Source organism: Arsenicicoccus sp. UBA6765 (genome assembly GCF_002453335.1).
Classification (GTDB): domain Bacteria; phylum Actinomycetota; class Actinomycetes; order Actinomycetales; family Dermatophilaceae; genus Arsenicicoccus; species Arsenicicoccus bolidensis.
The window spans coordinates 112,685-127,402 of record NZ_DKGR01000002.1; the positions used below are offsets into that span (position 1 = coordinate 112,685).

Sequence of the window (14,718 nt, forward strand, 5' to 3'; positions counted from 1 at the left end):
GGGGGTGGGGTCTGTCGGTGGTCGGGCCTAGAGTTCTCTCCATCGAACACATGTTCGGTTCACGGGTCGGTTGTTCGAAGGAGGACGGCGATGAGGCGGTGCGAGGACGTCATCGAGGTCAGGCACGAGGGCCGACCGTTGCAGTTCATCTGGCGAGGGCGCCTCTACGACGTGCGCGCGGTCGTCGACCACTGGCGCGAGCGCCGCCCGTGGTGGCGCGAGGTGCCCGACACGCGGTCCATCACCCCCGCCGACCTCGAGGAGGAGGTCTGGCGGGTCGAGGCGGCCCCCGGCCGCTCCGGCTCCCTCGGCGTCTACGACCTGGCGGTGCGCGGCTCGCGCTGGCAGCTCGTCCGGCTCTCCGACTAGGACTCCCCTCCGGCTCTTTCTCCGGCCTTCCTCCCGGCCCTTTCTCTCCCCTCTCTCCCCTCTCTCCCCTCTATCTCCCTCTATCTCCCTCTCGTTCTTCTTCCGGCTCTCCCGACCGGACCGTATGACGAAAGCAGGTGCACCATGACCGCCACGATCGCCACCAGCACGCGTCCGCCGCTGACCACGGCGACGCTCGACCTGCTCGACCGCGCCTACGCCGCCCTCGCCGAGGCGACCTGCGCGGGCACGACCGCCGACCGCTACGTCGCGGCGCACCTGTCGGGGCTGCGCGCCGGGGCGGCGCTGCTCGCCACCCGGGGACCGGTCTCGGGCCGGGGACGGCCCCGCAGCGTCTGGGAGCTGCTGCCGGCCGCCGCGCCGGAGCTGGGGGAGTGGGCCGCGTTCTACGCCGCCTCGGCGACCCGCCGCTCCGTGGCCGAGCGGGGTGGACCCGTCTCGGCGCGCGAGGCGGACGACCTGGTGCGGGCCTCCGAGACCTTCCTCGCCCTGGTCGAGTCCGCCCTCGGGGCCCCGCCGCACGCACCGCTGCCGTCCCTGCAGGTGGCCACCGGTGGCCGATGACTTCGTCCACCTGCACGTGGCGTCGGGCTGCTCCCTGCGCTACGGCACCACCCCACCGGCCGACCTGGTCGATCTCGCCGTGGGGCACGGCCAGGCTGCGCTGGCGCTGACCGACCGCGACGGCCTCTACGGCGCGGTGAAGTTCGCCCAGTCCTGCCTGGCCCGGGGCATCGACCCGATCCTGGGGGCGGACCTCGCGCTGGGCGAGGTCGCCGGGCAGCGGGCCAGGCCGGCCGGACGCACCCCCGTGCGCGGTGGTGCGGTCGTCGACCCACGGCTGCCCCGGGTCACCGTGCTCGCCCGGGGACGCTCCCGGGTCGAGCAGGGCCACGGCTGGGCGCGGCTGTGCCGGCTGGTGTCGGCGACCCACCTCGCGGGCGAGCGGGGAGAGCCGGTGACGAGCCGGGCGCTCGTGGCCGAGCACGCCGACGCCCTCACGGTGCTGGTCGGCCCCGACTCCGACGTGGGCCGGGCGGTCCTGCGCGGCCGGCCCGACCAGGCCCGGCACCTGCTGGAGCAGTGGCGGCACGCGCTGCCCGGGGACGCCCTCGTCGTCGAGGTCGTCCTGCACGAGGGGCCGCCGGGATCCGTCGGCAGCCGCCGCCAGGCCGCCGCGCTGCTCGCGCTGGCCGACGACGTCGGGGTCCCCGCCGTGCTGACCGCCGCCGTGCGCCACGGCCGCGCCGAGGACGCGGTCACGGCCGACGTGCTCGACGCGGCCCGCCGGCTCGTCGCCCTCGACACCCGGCACCTCGACCGGGTGACCACGCTGGGTCACCTCGCCTCGACCCCGGACATGCTCGCCCTCGCCCGCCAGGCGTGCGGCGGGGATCGCGCCCGCGCCGACGAGCTCGTGCGCACCACGCTGCGGGTCGCCGACGACTGCCGGCTCGACCCGCGCGGCGACCTCGGGATCGGATCGGTCCAGCTGCCCGAGCCCGGCATCCTCGGCATACGGCCCGGGCAGTCCCCCCAGGCGGTCCTGGCCGAGCGCTGCCGAGGCGCGCTGCTGACCCGCTATCCCGACGCGAGCGACAGCGGGCGGCGGGCGATCGAGGCGAGGCTCGACGACGAGCTGGGGGTCGTCGCCGGCCTCGGCTACCCGACCTACTTCCTCACCGTCGCGACAGTGTGCGACCTGATCCGCGACATGGACGGCCGGGTCGCGGCGCGCGGGTCCGGCGCCGGCAGCCTGGTCAACTACCTGCTCGGGATCAGCGGCGTCGACCCGATCCGCCACGACCTGCTGATGGAGCGCTTCTGCTCGCCGCTGCGCGCCCAGCTGCCCGACATCGACATCGACGTGGAGTCCGACCGGCGCACCGCGATCTACGAGCGCATCCTGGACCGCTTCGGCGGCGACCGGGTGACCTGCGTGTCGATGATGGACACCTACCGCGTGCGCCACGCCGTCCGGGACGTCGGGGGAGCGCTCGGCATGCCGCCCAACGAGGTCGACGCGATCGCCAAGGCCTTTCCCCACATCCGGGCCCGGGACGCCCGGTCGGCCATCGCCGACCTGCCCGAGCTGCGGGCGAGCGGCCTGGACGCGCCGCGGCTGCAGACCTTCTTCGACCTCGTGGAGCGGGTCGACGGGCTGCCCCGCCACATCGCGCTGCACCCGTGCGGGGTGGTGCTGTCCAACTCGGGGCTGCTCGACCGCACGCCGGTCGAGGCCAGCTGGCTGGGCTTCCCGATGAGCCACTTCGACAAGGACGACGTCGAGGCGATGGGGCTGCTCAAGCTCGACGTCCTCGGCATCCGCATGCAGTCCTCCATGGCCCACGCGGTGGCCGAGGTCGAGCGGGTCGACGGCGTCCGGATCCAGCTCGACGACCAGCGTCAGGTGCCGCTGGACGACGAGGCGACCTTCCGCCTGATCCGCAGCACCCACACCCTCGGCTGCTTCCAGATCGAGTCGCCCGGGCAGCGCGAGCTCATCGGCAAGTTCGGGCCCGAGAGCTTCGACGACATCATCATCGACATCTCGCTGTTCCGCCCCGGCCCGGTCAAGTCCGACATGATCACCCCCTTCCTGCGAGCCAGGCAGGGCTGGTCCGAGCCCGACCACCTGCACGAGACCCTCGTGCCCGCGCTGCGCGAGACGGCCGGGGTGGTGGTCTTCCACGAGCAGGTGCTGCGCATCGTCGCCGAGACGGCCGGGGTGACGCTCGCCGAGGCGGACGAGGTCCGTCGCGCCATGGGATCACCTGAGGGTCAGGTCGAGGTCGAGGCCTGGTGGCGCCCGGCGGCCGCGGCGCGCGGCTACGCCCCGGAGGACGTCGACCGGATCTGGGCCGTCCTCAAGGCCTTCGCGTCGTTCGGCTTCTGCAAGGCCCACGCAGCGGCCTTCGCCCTGCCGACCTACCAGTCCGCGTGGCTCAAGACCCACCACCCGGCGGCCTTCCTCGCCGGCGTGCTCACCCACGACCCGGGGATGTATCCCAAGCGGCTCATCCTCGACGACGCCCGCAACCTCGGCATCGCGGTCCTCGGCCTGGACGTCAACGCCTCCGACGACACCTATCGCGTCGAGAAGGTCGCGCCGTGGGACGAGCCGCCGCCGCAGATCCTCGACCAGCAGTCCCGGTCCCGGCCCGCGCACCCCGACCTGCCCGACGGGCGGGCCTACGGCATCCGGCTCTCCCTCTCGGACGTCAAGGGCATCAGCGAGGCCGAGGTGCAGCGCCTCGTCGCCGGCCGGCCCTACGTCACCCTGGCCGACGTGTGGAACCGCGCCCAGCCCTCGCGCCCGGTCCTCGAGCGGCTGGTGATGGCCGGGGCGCTCGACTCCCTCTACGGACTGTCGGGCCATCGCGCGGTCGCCGGGCTCGGACGTCGCGGCAAGGTCACCCGCCGCGACCTGCTCCTGCACGTGGCCGAGCTCGAGCGCTACAGCCGCGCCACCGCGCGCAGGGCACCACGTGGCCGCCGCGGGAGCGCACCCGCCGCCGTCGACCGACCCGCCGCGTCATCGGCCGGTGGGCTGCATGACCTCGACCGGCAGCGCGCGGACCTGAGGCCCTCCGCGCCGGACGTGCGCTCCGCCGCCGCGCGTCAGTCCCGGCAGCACGCCCCCGTGGCGCCCGCCGGGGAGCAGCCCGTCCAGCTGGCCCTCGACCTCGGGGACGAGCCCACGCTCACCGCGGGCAGCGGGCTGCCCGAGATGACCCAGACCGAGCGGGTGCGCGCCGAGCTCGACGTGCTGGGCCTCGACGCGACCGCGCACGTCCTCGAGCCCTATGCCCCGATGCTGCAGGCCCTCGGCGTGGTGCGGTCGGCGGACCTCCTGGGCTGCCGCAGCCGCGCCGTCGTGCACGTCGCCGGGGTCAAGGTCGCCACCCAGACCCCGCCGGTCCGCTCGGGACGGCGCGTCGTCTTCCTCACCCTCGACGACACGACCGGACCGGTCGACGCGACCTTCTTCGAGGACGTCCAGGGTCCCTATGCCTCCACCGTCTTCCACTCCTGGATGCTGCTCGTCCGCGGCGAGGTGCGCCGCACCGGCCCCCGGGGGATCTCCCTGCGCGCGACCGGCGCGTGGGAGCTCGGAGCGCTGTGGGACGCGTGGCTGCGCGACGGGCCGCGCGGCGTGCACGACCTGCTGGCCCAGGTCGACGCCGAGGCCCGCGAGCTGGCGGCCGAGGCCGAGCGGGCGACCGGCACCGAGGGACAGCGCACGCGTCGGGTCCTGCGCCACGCCTCGGGGTTCGAGCAGTCGCCCTATGCCGACATCAAGCCCGCGGGGGGCGACCAGGGCGAGGCCCACCGCACGCCGCCGCGCAAGCTGTGGCACTCCAGCCCGGGCAGCTCGGGGCACTAGGGTGGACGAGACGGCGCGTCCGCGCGCACCCCGCCTCGAAGGAGCCCAGCGATGCCCGACCACGCGGACCGACCCGCGGCCCGCCGCTCCCGCGGCACCGGTGTCGAGACCAACCTGCGCACCGCCGCCGTGTGGGAGGCCGTCCAGTCCGTCGCCGACGACCTGTCCGCCCAGCTCGACCGGCCGCTGCGGGTCCTCGACCTCGGTGGCGGCACCGGCGGGGTCGCCGTCGCGCTCGGCGGGCTCGGGCACGAGGTCACCGTCGTCGACCCCAGCCCGGACGCTCTCGCCGCACTCGGCCGGCGCGCCCGCGAGGCCGGCGTCGACGACCGCGTCCGTGGGGTCCAGGGCGACGCCGGCACGCTCCGCGAGGTGCACGATGTCGGCACCGCGGACCTGGTCTGCTGCCACGGCGTCCTGGAGTTCGTGGACGACCCGAGCGACTCCCTCGCGCAGATCAGCGCCGCCCTCGCGCCCCACGGCGTGCTCAGCCTGGTCGTCGCCCAGCGGCTCGCCGTGGTGCTCGCCCGGGCGATCGCCGGGCAGTTCGGTCAGGCCCAGCACGCCCTCACCACGCCCGAGGGCACGTGGGGAGCGGCCGACCCGCTGCCCCGCCGGTTCGACCTGTCCTCGGTCTCGGCGCTCGTCGAGGCCGCCGGCCTGGAGATCACCGACACCCACGGCGTCCGCATCTTCAGCGACCTCGTCCCCTCCGCCCTGGTGGACTCCGAGGCCGACCGCATGGCGCTGCTGGACCTCGAGCGCGCGGCCGCGAGCCACCCGGACTTCGCGATCCTCGCCCAGCTCGGCGCGGCCCTGCACGTCATCGCCGCGCGGCACTGAGACGGGCGCGCCGTGAGCCGGCGGCAGTTCCGCCTCGAGGACCAGGAGGCGCAGGCCGGGGCCCTCGACGACACCGGGTGCCACGTCCTGCACGTCGACATGGACGCGTTCTACGCCTCCGTCACCCTGCTCGAGCATCCCGACCTCGTCGGCACCCCGGTGATCATCGGTGGCGGCACGCGAGGGGTGGTGCTCTCGGCGACCTACGAGGCGCGCCGCTACGGCGTCGCCTCGGCGATGCCGATGGCTCGCGCCCGTCGGCTGTGCCCCAACGCGACCGTCCTGCGGCCCGACCACCAGCGCTACGCCGAGGTCTCGCGCGGCGTCATGGCCGTCTTCCGCTCGGTCACCCCCGTCGTCGAGCCGCTGTCCGTCGACGAGGCCTTCCTCGACGTGTCGGGGTCGGTCCACACCCACGGACGCCCGACGCAGATCGCCCACCACATCCGTGACGCCGTGACCGACGAGCAGGGCATCACCTGCTCGGTCGGCGTCGCCCCCACGAAGTTCGTCGCCAAGCTCGCGTCGGGCCTCGCCAAGCCCGACGGCCTGCGCGTCGTGCCGGTCGACCAGGTCGTGGCGACGCTGCACCAGCTGCCGGTCGCCGCGCTCTGGGGGGTCGGCGACCGCACCGAGGAGACCCTGCTGCGGCTGGGGCTGCGCTCGGTGGCCGACATCGCGCACACCCCGGTCGCGACGCTGCAACGGGCCCTCGGCCCAGCGATGGGCGCCTCGCTGCACGAGCTGGCATGGGGGCGCGATCCCCGCAGCGTCACCCCGGTCCACGTCGACAAGAGCGTCGGCGCCGACGAGACCTTCGGCCACGACATCGACGACCCGGTCGAGATCCACCGGCACCTGCTCAAGCTCGCCGACCGCTCCACCGCCCGGCTGCGGTCCCAGGGGATGATGGCGCGCACCGTCTCGATCAAGGTCCGGTTCGCCGACTTCACCACGATCACCCGCGCCAAGACCCTGCGCGAGCACACCGACGTCGGGCATGACGTCTATCGCACCGCCCGAGACCTGTTCGACGCCCTGGGGCTGCAGCGCGCCCGCGTCCGCCTCGTCGGGGTCCGGCTCGAGGGCCTCGAGGACGCCGGCCTGGTGCCGCGCCAGGGCCTGCTGGACGAGCGCGAGCACGGGTGGCGGGACGCCGAGCGTGCGGTCGACCGGGCCAGCGCGAGGTTCGGGGCCGGTGCGGTGCGTCCGGCGAGTCTGGTCCGACCTGGGGACGGATCTACCACAACCCCTCGCCGGGATCTATCCTGAGATCATCTTCGTTGAGTCCTACGGAGACCGCTCTGACGGCGCACCCGCGCCGCGCGACCCGGCCTCGAGGACCTCACGACCGCACGACCCCGAGGGAGGGGAGCGAGATGCCGCTCTCAGAGCGTGAGCAGGCGCTGCTCGAGCAGATGGAGCAGGCGCTGTATGCCGAGGACCCGCGCTTCGCGGCCCAGCTCGCGAGCGCCAGCTCGACGCCAGGGCGCCGTCGGCGCTACATCCTCGGCGCGATCGGCGTCCTCGCCGGTCTCGGGGTCGTCCTCCTCGGCGTGACGCAGCAGCAGGTATGGATCGGCGTGATCGGGTTCCTGATCATGGTGGCGGCCGGCTTCTACGCCCTGGCCTCACCGAGGCGCAAGCTCGGAGCGGTGGGCGAGGACGGCACGGTGCAGCAGCGCACCAGCAGGCGCGTCGGTCGCCCGGGCGTCGGTCGAGCCGGTGGCGCCACCAAGATGAGGCGTGCCGACCGGGCACCGGGTGCCGCCGGGCGCCTGCCCCGAGACCGGACCCCCCGGTCGGGGACCTTCATGCAGCGGCTGGAGCAGCGGTGGGACGAGCGTCGTCAGCGCGGCGAGTTCTAGACCGCGGGGAGCTCTGAACGAGGCCTCTGCTAGGCCCAGATGAGCGCTGCGGCCCAGGACGCGCTGATCAGCAGGCCGGCCGTCAGCTCGATCAGCATCGACAGGCCCACCGCCTTGAGCGCGTGCACGGTCGACGGCCAGGCCGCGCCCGTCGAGCCGAGGCGCTGCAGCTCGGACAGGAAGACGCCGAGCACGAAGCCGGCGACGGCCCCCACGACCGGGATGACGAAGAAGCCCACGACCGCCACGAGGACGCCCGCGGCCAGCGACCGGGTCGGGACCCCGCCGGTGCGCAACCGGCGCCCGGGCAGGACGTACTGCAGGGCCAGGCCCACGGCATACAGCACCGTCACCAGCACGGCGAGCCACCACGTCTGGGTCACGACGGCCCACACCAGGACGGCGCCCCACACGAGCAGCAGGCCGGGCAGCACGGGGATCACGATCCCCAGCAGCCCGATCACGACGCAGACGGCGAGCAGGACGGTCAGGGTGGTGGTCACGTGCCCAGCCTAGGGGCAGCGCGACGAGACCCCCGCCGTCGTCGGTCGGGGGTCTCGTCGTGCCGTCCTCGCGGACGGTGGTGCGGCGCCGTCAGCTGGTCGACGACGCGTGGAGCCGGTCGGTCTGGTCGTCGATGTCGGTAGCCAGGGGACGCAGGCGATCCAGGTGCTCGCGACCATGGTGGGCGCAGAAGAGCAGCTCACCTCCGGACGCGAGACGGGCTCGGATGTAGGCCTGCGCGCCACAACGGTCGCAGCGGTCGGCTGCGGTGAGTTCGGTCGGTGCCAGTGCGGTGGTCACGATGGGCCTCTCTTTCACGTCAGTGGGGGTCGCTCCCGGACGGCTGTGGGTGCGGCCTCTACGGCGGTGACAACAGTCAAGCACGTGCATTCGTTCCCACCCGCGCATTTCTCGCTGGGCGGAGCGCCAGCCGTGGCCCGACCTCCCCGGACGAGCGGTGCATGGCGAGTCTTCACGGGGGTGTCATACCCGGCGGGTACCCTGCCGAGCGTGCCAGAAGCCACGACCACAGCAAGCCCAGCGAGCCGAGCGAGCCGAACCAGCACAGCCAGCCCAGCCGGTGCGGGCAGCGACACCTACTCGGCCCGTCACCTCCAGGTCCTGGAGGGCCTCGAGGCCGTCCGCAAGCGACCGGGCATGTACATCGGGTCGACGGACAGCCGAGGCCTGACGCACTGCCTGTGGGAGATCATCGACAACGCCGTGGACGAGGCGCTGGGCGGCCACTGCGACCACATCGAGGTCGTCCTCGGGCGCGACGGCTCGGTCGTGGTGCGCGACAACGGACGGGGCATGCCCGTCGACAAGGAGCCCCGCACCGGCCTGTCCGGCGTGGAGGTGATCTTCACCAAGCTGCACGCGGGCGGCAAGTTCGGTGGCGGGTCGTATGCCGCCTCGGGCGGTTTGCACGGCGTGGGCGCCAGCGTGGTCAACGCCCTGTCCAGTCGGCTGGACGTGCAGGTGGACCGCGGCGGCAAGACCTACCAGATGAGCTTCCGGCGGGGCGAGCCCGGCACCTTCGACGACGCTGGTGCGCCGGGTCCGGACAACACCTTCACGCCGTTCGAGCAGACCTCGGAGCTGCAGGTCGTCGGCAAAGCCAAGCGGGGCGTGACGGGCAGCCGGGTCCGCTACTGGGCGGACCACCAGATCTTTCTCAAGAACGCCGGCCTGGACCGCGCCGACCTCGTCTCGCGGGCTCGGCAGACGGCCTTCCTCGTCCCAGGGCTCGCCATCGCGGTGCGCGACGAGCGCGACCTCGACGGCGAGGGTGTCTACGAGGAGACCTTCCAGAACGAGGGCGGCATCAGCGAGTTCGCGGAGTTCCTCGCCTCGGACCCGGCGCTGACCGACGTCTGGCGGCTGCAGGGCAGCGGCGAGTTCACCGAGACGGTGCCGCAGCTCGACGCCCGCGGCCACATGGTCAGCACGGAGATGACCCGCGAGTGCACCGTCGACGTGGCGGTGCGCTGGGGGACCGGCTACGAGACGCGCGCCGAGTCCTTCGTCAACATCATCCACACGCACAAGGGCGGCACCCACGTCAGCGGCTTCGAGCAGGCTCTGATGAAGGTCTTCCGCAAGCAGCTCGAGGTCAACGCCCGGCGGCTCAAGGTCGGCACCGACAAGGTCGACAAGGACGACATCCTCGCCGGCCTCACGGCCGTCGTGACGGTGCGCCTCGCCGAGCCGCAGTTCGAGGGGCAGACCAAGGAGGTCCTGGGGACCAGCGCGGTGCGCGCCATCGTCGCCCGGGTCGTCGAGCGCGAGCTGACCGCCCTGCTGACCTCGTCCAAGCGGGGGGAGAAGGCCCAGGCCAGCCTTCTGCTGGAGAAGGTCGTCTCCGAGATGAAGTCCCGCATCTCGGCCCGTCAGCACAAGGAGACGCAGCGCCGCAAGAACGCCCTCGAGACCAGCACCCTGCCGAGCAAGCTGGCGGACTGCCGCAGCAGCGACGTGGAGCGCTCGGAGCTGTTCATCGTCGAGGGTGACAGCGCCCTGGGCACGGCCAAGCTCGCGCGCGACTCCGACCACCAGGCCCTGCTCCCGATCCGCGGCAAGATCCTCAACGTCCAGAAGGCCTCGGTCGGCGACATGCTCAAGAACGCCGAGTGCGCGGCCATCATCCAGGTCATCGGCGCCGGCAGCGGCCGCAGCTTCGACCTCGACGCGGCGCGCTACGGCAAGGTCATCGTGATGACCGACGCCGACGTCGACGGCGCCCACATCCGGACGCTGCTGCTGACGCTCTTCTTCCGCTACATGCGTCCGCTGGTCGAGGCAGGCCGGGTGTATGCCGCGGTCCCGCCGCTGCACCGCATCGAGGTCGTCGGGGCGGGCTCGCGCAAGAACGAGCTGATCTACACCTACAACGAGCAGCAGATGCGCACCACGGTGCGTCAGCTCGAGCGCAAGGGACGCCGGATCAAGCAGCCGATGCAGCGCTACAAGGGCCTCGGCGAGATGGACGCCGACCAGCTGGCCGAGACCACGATGGACCCACGCCAGCGCACCCTGCGCCGCGTGACCCTCGCGGACGCCGAGGCGGCCGAGCGCGTCTTCGAGCTCCTCATGGGCAACGAGGTCGCGCCGCGCAAGGACTTCATCGTGGACTCCGCGCACTCCCTCGACGCCGAGCGCATCGACGCCTGAGCCGTCATACGGTCACGATCTGGGCATCCGGGGCGATCCTGGCTGGACGAAACCTGTTTCGTCAGTGATCGTGTCCGCCATGAGTGACAACGACACGTCGCCGATGACCGGCACGGCCGAACCCAGCGCCGGCGAGGGCAAGCCCGAGCTGAACCGCGCGATCGGACCCGGTCTGCTGCTGCTCTTCATCGTGGGCGACATCCTCGGCACCGGCGTCTACGCGCTGACCGGCAAGGTGGCCAAGGAGGTCGGCGGGGCGGTCTGGCTTCCATTCCTGTGCGCCTTCATCGTCGCGATGCTGACCGCCTTCAGCTATCTCGAGCTCGTTACGAAGTACCCCCGCGCCGGTGGAGCCGCGGTCTACGCCCACAAGGCCTTCGGGGTGCACTTCCTGACCTTCCTGGTCTGCTTCACCGTCATGTGCTCGGGTCTCACCTCGGCCTCCAGCGCAGCCCAGGCCTTCGCCGGCAACCTCAACAAGGCGGCCCACTTCGGCTGGGAGTCCGGGGGCACCATGCTCCTGCTCGCCGCCCTCGGCTTCATGGCCCTCGTCGCGATCATCAACCTGCGGGGCGTGGGGGAGAGCGTCAAGGTCAACGTCGTCCTGACCATCGTCGAGCTGTCGGGCCTGCTCATCATCATCGCCATCGGCGTGTGGGCGATCATGCAGGGCAAGGGCGACGCCGCGACCCTCACCCAGTTCAACGTCAAGGAGGGCTCGAACCTCTTCACGGCGGTCGCCTCCGCCACGGCCCTCGCGTTCTTCGCCATGGTGGGCTTCGAGGACTCGGTCAACATGGCCGAGGAGACCAAGGACCCCGTCAAGACTTTCCCCAAGATGATGCTCATCGGCCTGTCGATCACGGGCGTGATCTACGTGCTGGTGGCCATCGCCTCGGTCACGCTGGTCAAGCCCGCCGAGCTCGGCGAGGGCGAGACCCCGCTCCTCAAGGTCGTCCAGGCGGGAGCGCCGGCCTTCCCGATCGCGATCTTCGCCGTCATCACGATGTTCGCCGTCGCCAACTCCGCGCTGATCAACATGCTGATGGCCTCGCGCCTCCTCTACGGCATGGCGCACGAGGGCGTGCTGCCCGTCACCCTCGGGCGGATCCTGCCCAAGCGGCGCACGCCGTGGGTGGCCATCCTGTTCACCACGGTGCTGGCCTTCGGCCTGGTCTGGTTCGCCGACCTCAAGGCGCTCGGCGGCACGACGTCCTTCCTGCTGCTGATCGTGTTCACCATCACCAACATCGCCGTGCTCGTGCTGCGGCGCGACAAGGTCGAGCACCGGCACTTCAAGGCGCCGACGGTCATCCCCGTCATCGGCGCGGTCCTGTGCGGCTTCCTCGCCTCCCCGCTGTCCAAGCGCGACCCCAAGGACTACCAGGTCGCGGCGGTGCTGCTGGTCGTCGGTGTCGTGCTCTGGCTGCTGCACTGGCTGTCGACGCGGTTCATCGGCACCGGTCGCACCAACAAGCCCGAGCACATCGAGGAGCTCGGCATCCATCACGACGAGCTCAACCGCCAGCGCGAGGGCCGTCCCTGGACCTGATCGCCTCGTCCACCACGACGAAGCGACCACGCCCGCCCGACCGAGACATGTCTCGCGGGCGGGCGCGGTCGTCGCTAGATTGCGGTCATGGACGCACCGCAGCACCGGATCACCCTCGCCGAGTCCGAGATGCCGACGAGGTGGTACAACATCGTCGCCGACCTCCCGGAGCCGCTGCCACCGATGCTGCACCCCGGCACCCACGAACCGGTCGGCCCCGAGGACCTCGCGCCGCTCTTCCCGCCGGCCCTGATCGAGCAGGAGCTCGGCACCGAGCGCTACTACGACATCCCGGAGGAGGTCCAGGAGGTCTATCGTCTGTGGCGGCCGAGCCCGCTGATCCGGGCGACCCGTCTCGAGCGCGAGCTCGGCACCCCTGCCCGGCTCTACGTCAAGTACGAAGGCGTCTCGCCCGCCGGCTCCCACAAGCCCAACTCCGCCGTGCCTCAGGCCTATTACAACCACCAGGCAGGCATCACCCGGCTCACCACCGAGACCGGCGCGGGCCAGTGGGGCGCCAGCCTGGCGTTCGCCTGCGCGCAGTACGCCATGGAGTGCGAGGTCTGGCAGGTCGCGGGCAGCTTCGACTCCAAGCCCTACCGGCGGCTGATGATGGAGACCTTCGGGGCGCAGGTCCACCGCAGCCCGAGCGACCTGACCGAGGCGGGGCGCGTCATACAGGCCTCGCACCCGGGCACGACCGGATCGTTGGGCATCGCGATCTCCGAGGCCGTGGAGGCCGCGGTCCAGAGCCCCACGACCAGCTATGCCCTCGGGTCCGTGCTCAACCACGTGCTGCTGCACCAGACGATCATCGGCGAGGAGACCCTCCTGCAGCTGGCCAAGGTCGGGGAGACCCCCGACCTGCTGATCGGCTGCACCGGGGGCGGGTCCAACTTCGCCGGTCTGGCCTTCCCCTTCCTGCGGGAGACCTGGGCCGGCCGTATGACGCCCGCGCTGCGGGCCGTGGAGCCCGCGGCGTGCCCGAGCCTCACGCGCGGGACCTACGCCTACGACTCCGGCGACGTCGCGGGGATGACGCCGCTGATGAAGATGCACACGCTCGGGTCGGGCTTCATGCCGAGCGCGATCCACGCGGGCGGGCTGCGCTACCACGGGATGGCGCCGCTGGTCAGCCACCTCTACCACCACGGGCACCTCGAGGCGGTGGCCAAGGAGCAGGCCGAGTGCTTCGACGCCGGCGCGTTGTTCGCCCGGTGCGAGGGGATCATCCCGGCGCCGGAGTCGACCCACGCGATCGCGGAGCTCGTCGCCGAGGGGCGTCGCTGCGCGGAGTCGGGCGAGGAGAAGGTCGTGGTCGTGGGGCTCTCGGGCCACGGGCACCTGGAGCTGCCGGCCTACGGCGACCACACGGCGGGAAGGCTGCGCTCGTCGGCGGCGGACGACCCCGACCTCGACGCCCACCTGCGGGGGTCGATGGCCGCCCTGCCCGAGGTACGCGCGTCGTGACGGCGGCCGACGACCGCGCTCTCCGTCATAGGGTGGGCGGGTGACCTCAGAGCGCCCTGACCCGACCTCCAAGCTGCCGGAGACGGCCTGCTCGCTGTCCTGGGAGGGGGCCGGGCACCCGGTGGGCGGGACCGCCGCGATGGCGGACTTCTGGATCGCCCTCGAGCAGCCCGGCCCGTGGGGCAGGGATGCGTTCACCGAGTCCTGGCTCGACCCCGCGCTGGGGGACCGGCTGGAGGGTGCCTGTGCCCTGGCCGGTGGGCGTCTGGTGCTCATCCGCTCGGTGTCCGACCGCCGGTCCCAGGCCGACGGGGCACCGCGCCAGGTCTTCGTCGCCGGTGACCTGCGGGGCGCGTCCGGCGGCCCCTGGCTGCTCGCCGGGGCGATCGTCGACCCCGCCGACCTGCTCGGCCTGGACCTCGGTGCCCTGGTCGACCAGGGACCGGACGCGGTGCTGCAGGCCCTGCCCGGGCTGCACCGCACCGACGCCGGGATCCTCCTGGTCTGCACCAACGGCAAGCGGGACGTGTGCTGCGCCGTTCGGGGCAGGCCGGTGGTGCTCGAGGGTGCGCGGCACCGCCCCGGCCAGGTGTGGGAGTGCACCCACACCGGCGGCCACCGGTTCGCCGCCACCGGCATCGCGCTGCCCAGCGGACACACGATCGCCCGGCTGACCGGCGAGCTCGCCGTCCAGGTCGTCGACGCCGAGGCGCGGCGCGAGCTGTGCCCCGCCGCCCTCGACGCCGCGCACGACCGTGGCCGCAGCCACCTCGACCTGCCCGTCCAGGCCGCCGAGGCCTGGGTCCGGGCGCGCACCCAGGAGACGACGCTGAGGGCCCTGACGAGCCGGATCGAGAGCGGCGACGAGTGGGACGCGCAGGTCAGGGTCGCGCACGAGGACGGTCGCGCGTGGCGGCTGCGGGTCCACAAGGAGCCCACGGGCGAGCGCCTCTACGACTCCTGCGGCAACGACCCCGCCCCGGCGCACCGGTTCTACGTCGACGAGCAGGTGTGACCAGCGCGCTAGGGTC

The 14,718-nt window shown here is 72.7% G+C and carries 12 protein-coding genes; 10 read left to right on the forward strand and 2 right to left on the reverse strand.

The annotated features are described in order from the left end of the window. Nucleotides 1–90 precede the first annotated feature (90 nt). The 6 genes from B4K29_RS00565 (at nucleotide 91) to B4K29_RS00590 (ending at nucleotide 7,488) form a co-directional block, all read left to right on the forward strand. Nucleotides 91–369, forward strand: coding sequence for a DUF6504 family protein (locus B4K29_RS00565; RefSeq protein ID WP_019287061.1), 279 nt, complete (start codon nucleotides 91–93; stop codon nucleotides 367–369). A gap of 144 nt (nucleotides 370–513) precedes the next feature. After that, nucleotides 514–954 (forward strand): SAV_6107 family HEPN domain-containing protein, encoded by a 441-nt coding sequence (locus B4K29_RS00570; RefSeq protein WP_019287062.1) that lies wholly within the window; start codon nucleotides 514–516, stop codon nucleotides 952–954. Further along, nucleotides 944–4,777 (forward strand): DNA polymerase III subunit alpha, encoded by a 3,834-nt coding sequence (locus B4K29_RS00575; RefSeq protein WP_239262785.1) that lies wholly within the window; start codon nucleotides 944–946, stop codon nucleotides 4,775–4,777. The genes B4K29_RS00570 and B4K29_RS00575 overlap by 11 nt, the downstream gene beginning before the upstream one ends. A 51-nt stretch (nucleotides 4,778–4,828) precedes the next feature. After that, complete coding sequence (locus tag B4K29_RS00580; protein WP_239262787.1) at nucleotides 4,829–5,620, forward strand: methyltransferase domain-containing protein; 792 nt, start codon at nucleotides 4,829–4,831, stop codon at nucleotides 5,618–5,620. A gap of 12 nt (nucleotides 5,621–5,632) precedes the next feature. Beyond that, the gene (dinB, locus tag B4K29_RS00585; RefSeq protein WP_286966168.1) at nucleotides 5,633–6,892 is read left to right on the forward strand and encodes a DNA polymerase IV; all 1,260 of its coding nucleotides are present in this window, start codon (nucleotides 5,633–5,635) and stop codon (nucleotides 6,890–6,892) included. Between the two features lie 107 nt (nucleotides 6,893–6,999). Next, nucleotides 7,000–7,488: a DUF3040 domain-containing protein gene (locus tag B4K29_RS00590; RefSeq protein WP_286966169.1), complete on the forward strand. Its 489-nt coding sequence runs from the start codon at nucleotides 7,000–7,002 to the stop codon at nucleotides 7,486–7,488. 29 nt (nucleotides 7,489–7,517) lie between these two features. Here the strand turns inward: B4K29_RS00590 and B4K29_RS00595 are convergent, their stop codons facing one another. Continuing rightward, on the reverse strand, nucleotides 7,518–7,991 hold the full coding sequence (locus B4K29_RS00595; RefSeq protein WP_019287066.1) for a DUF456 domain-containing protein: 474 nt from the start codon (nucleotides 7,989–7,991) through the stop codon (nucleotides 7,518–7,520). 91 nt (nucleotides 7,992–8,082) lie between these two features. Continuing rightward, complete coding sequence (locus tag B4K29_RS00600) at nucleotides 8,083–8,292, reverse strand: DUF7455 domain-containing protein (protein ID WP_029209998.1); 210 nt, start codon at nucleotides 8,290–8,292, stop codon at nucleotides 8,083–8,085. A gap of 210 nt (nucleotides 8,293–8,502) precedes the next feature. On the opposite strand from B4K29_RS00600, the gene B4K29_RS00605 reads away from it, so the two are divergent. The 4 genes from B4K29_RS00605 to B4K29_RS00620 all read left to right on the forward strand — a co-directional run bounded on the left by B4K29_RS00605 (nucleotide 8,503) and on the right by B4K29_RS00620 (nucleotide 14,702). Further along, the gene (locus B4K29_RS00605) at nucleotides 8,503–10,665 is read left to right on the forward strand and encodes a DNA gyrase/topoisomerase IV subunit B (RefSeq protein ID WP_286966170.1); all 2,163 of its coding nucleotides are present in this window, start codon (nucleotides 8,503–8,505) and stop codon (nucleotides 10,663–10,665) included. A gap of 79 nt (nucleotides 10,666–10,744) precedes the next feature. Beyond that, nucleotides 10,745–12,217: an APC family permease gene (locus tag B4K29_RS00610; protein WP_029210000.1), complete on the forward strand. Its 1,473-nt coding sequence runs from the start codon at nucleotides 10,745–10,747 to the stop codon at nucleotides 12,215–12,217. 87 nt (nucleotides 12,218–12,304) lie between these two features. Beyond that, nucleotides 12,305–13,687, forward strand: coding sequence for a TrpB-like pyridoxal phosphate-dependent enzyme (locus B4K29_RS00615; RefSeq protein ID WP_286958018.1), 1,383 nt, complete (start codon nucleotides 12,305–12,307; stop codon nucleotides 13,685–13,687). Between the two features lie 40 nt (nucleotides 13,688–13,727). Then, the gene (locus B4K29_RS00620; RefSeq protein WP_286958017.1) at nucleotides 13,728–14,702 is read left to right on the forward strand and encodes a sucrase ferredoxin; all 975 of its coding nucleotides are present in this window, start codon (nucleotides 13,728–13,730) and stop codon (nucleotides 14,700–14,702) included. Nucleotides 14,703–14,718 lie beyond the last annotated feature (16 nt).

What these genes read in the sequence shown, in the direction of transcription:
- B4K29_RS00565 (WP_019287061.1), top strand. Translation starts at nt 91, where the DNA reads ATGAGGCGGTGCGAGGACGTCATCGAGGTCAGGCACGAGGGCCGACCG.
- B4K29_RS00570 (WP_019287062.1), top strand. Translation starts at nt 514, where the DNA reads ATGACCGCCACGATCGCCACCAGCACGCGTCCGCCGCTGACCACGGCG.
- B4K29_RS00580 (WP_239262787.1), top strand. Translation starts at nt 4,829, where the DNA reads ATGCCCGACCACGCGGACCGACCCGCGGCCCGCCGCTCCCGCGGCACC.
- B4K29_RS00590 (WP_286966169.1), top strand. Translation starts at nt 7,000, where the DNA reads ATGCCGCTCTCAGAGCGTGAGCAGGCGCTGCTCGAGCAGATGGAGCAG.
- B4K29_RS00610 (WP_029210000.1), top strand. Translation starts at nt 10,745, where the DNA reads ATGAGTGACAACGACACGTCGCCGATGACCGGCACGGCCGAACCCAGC.
- B4K29_RS00615 (WP_286958018.1), top strand. Translation starts at nt 12,305, where the DNA reads ATGGACGCACCGCAGCACCGGATCACCCTCGCCGAGTCCGAGATGCCG.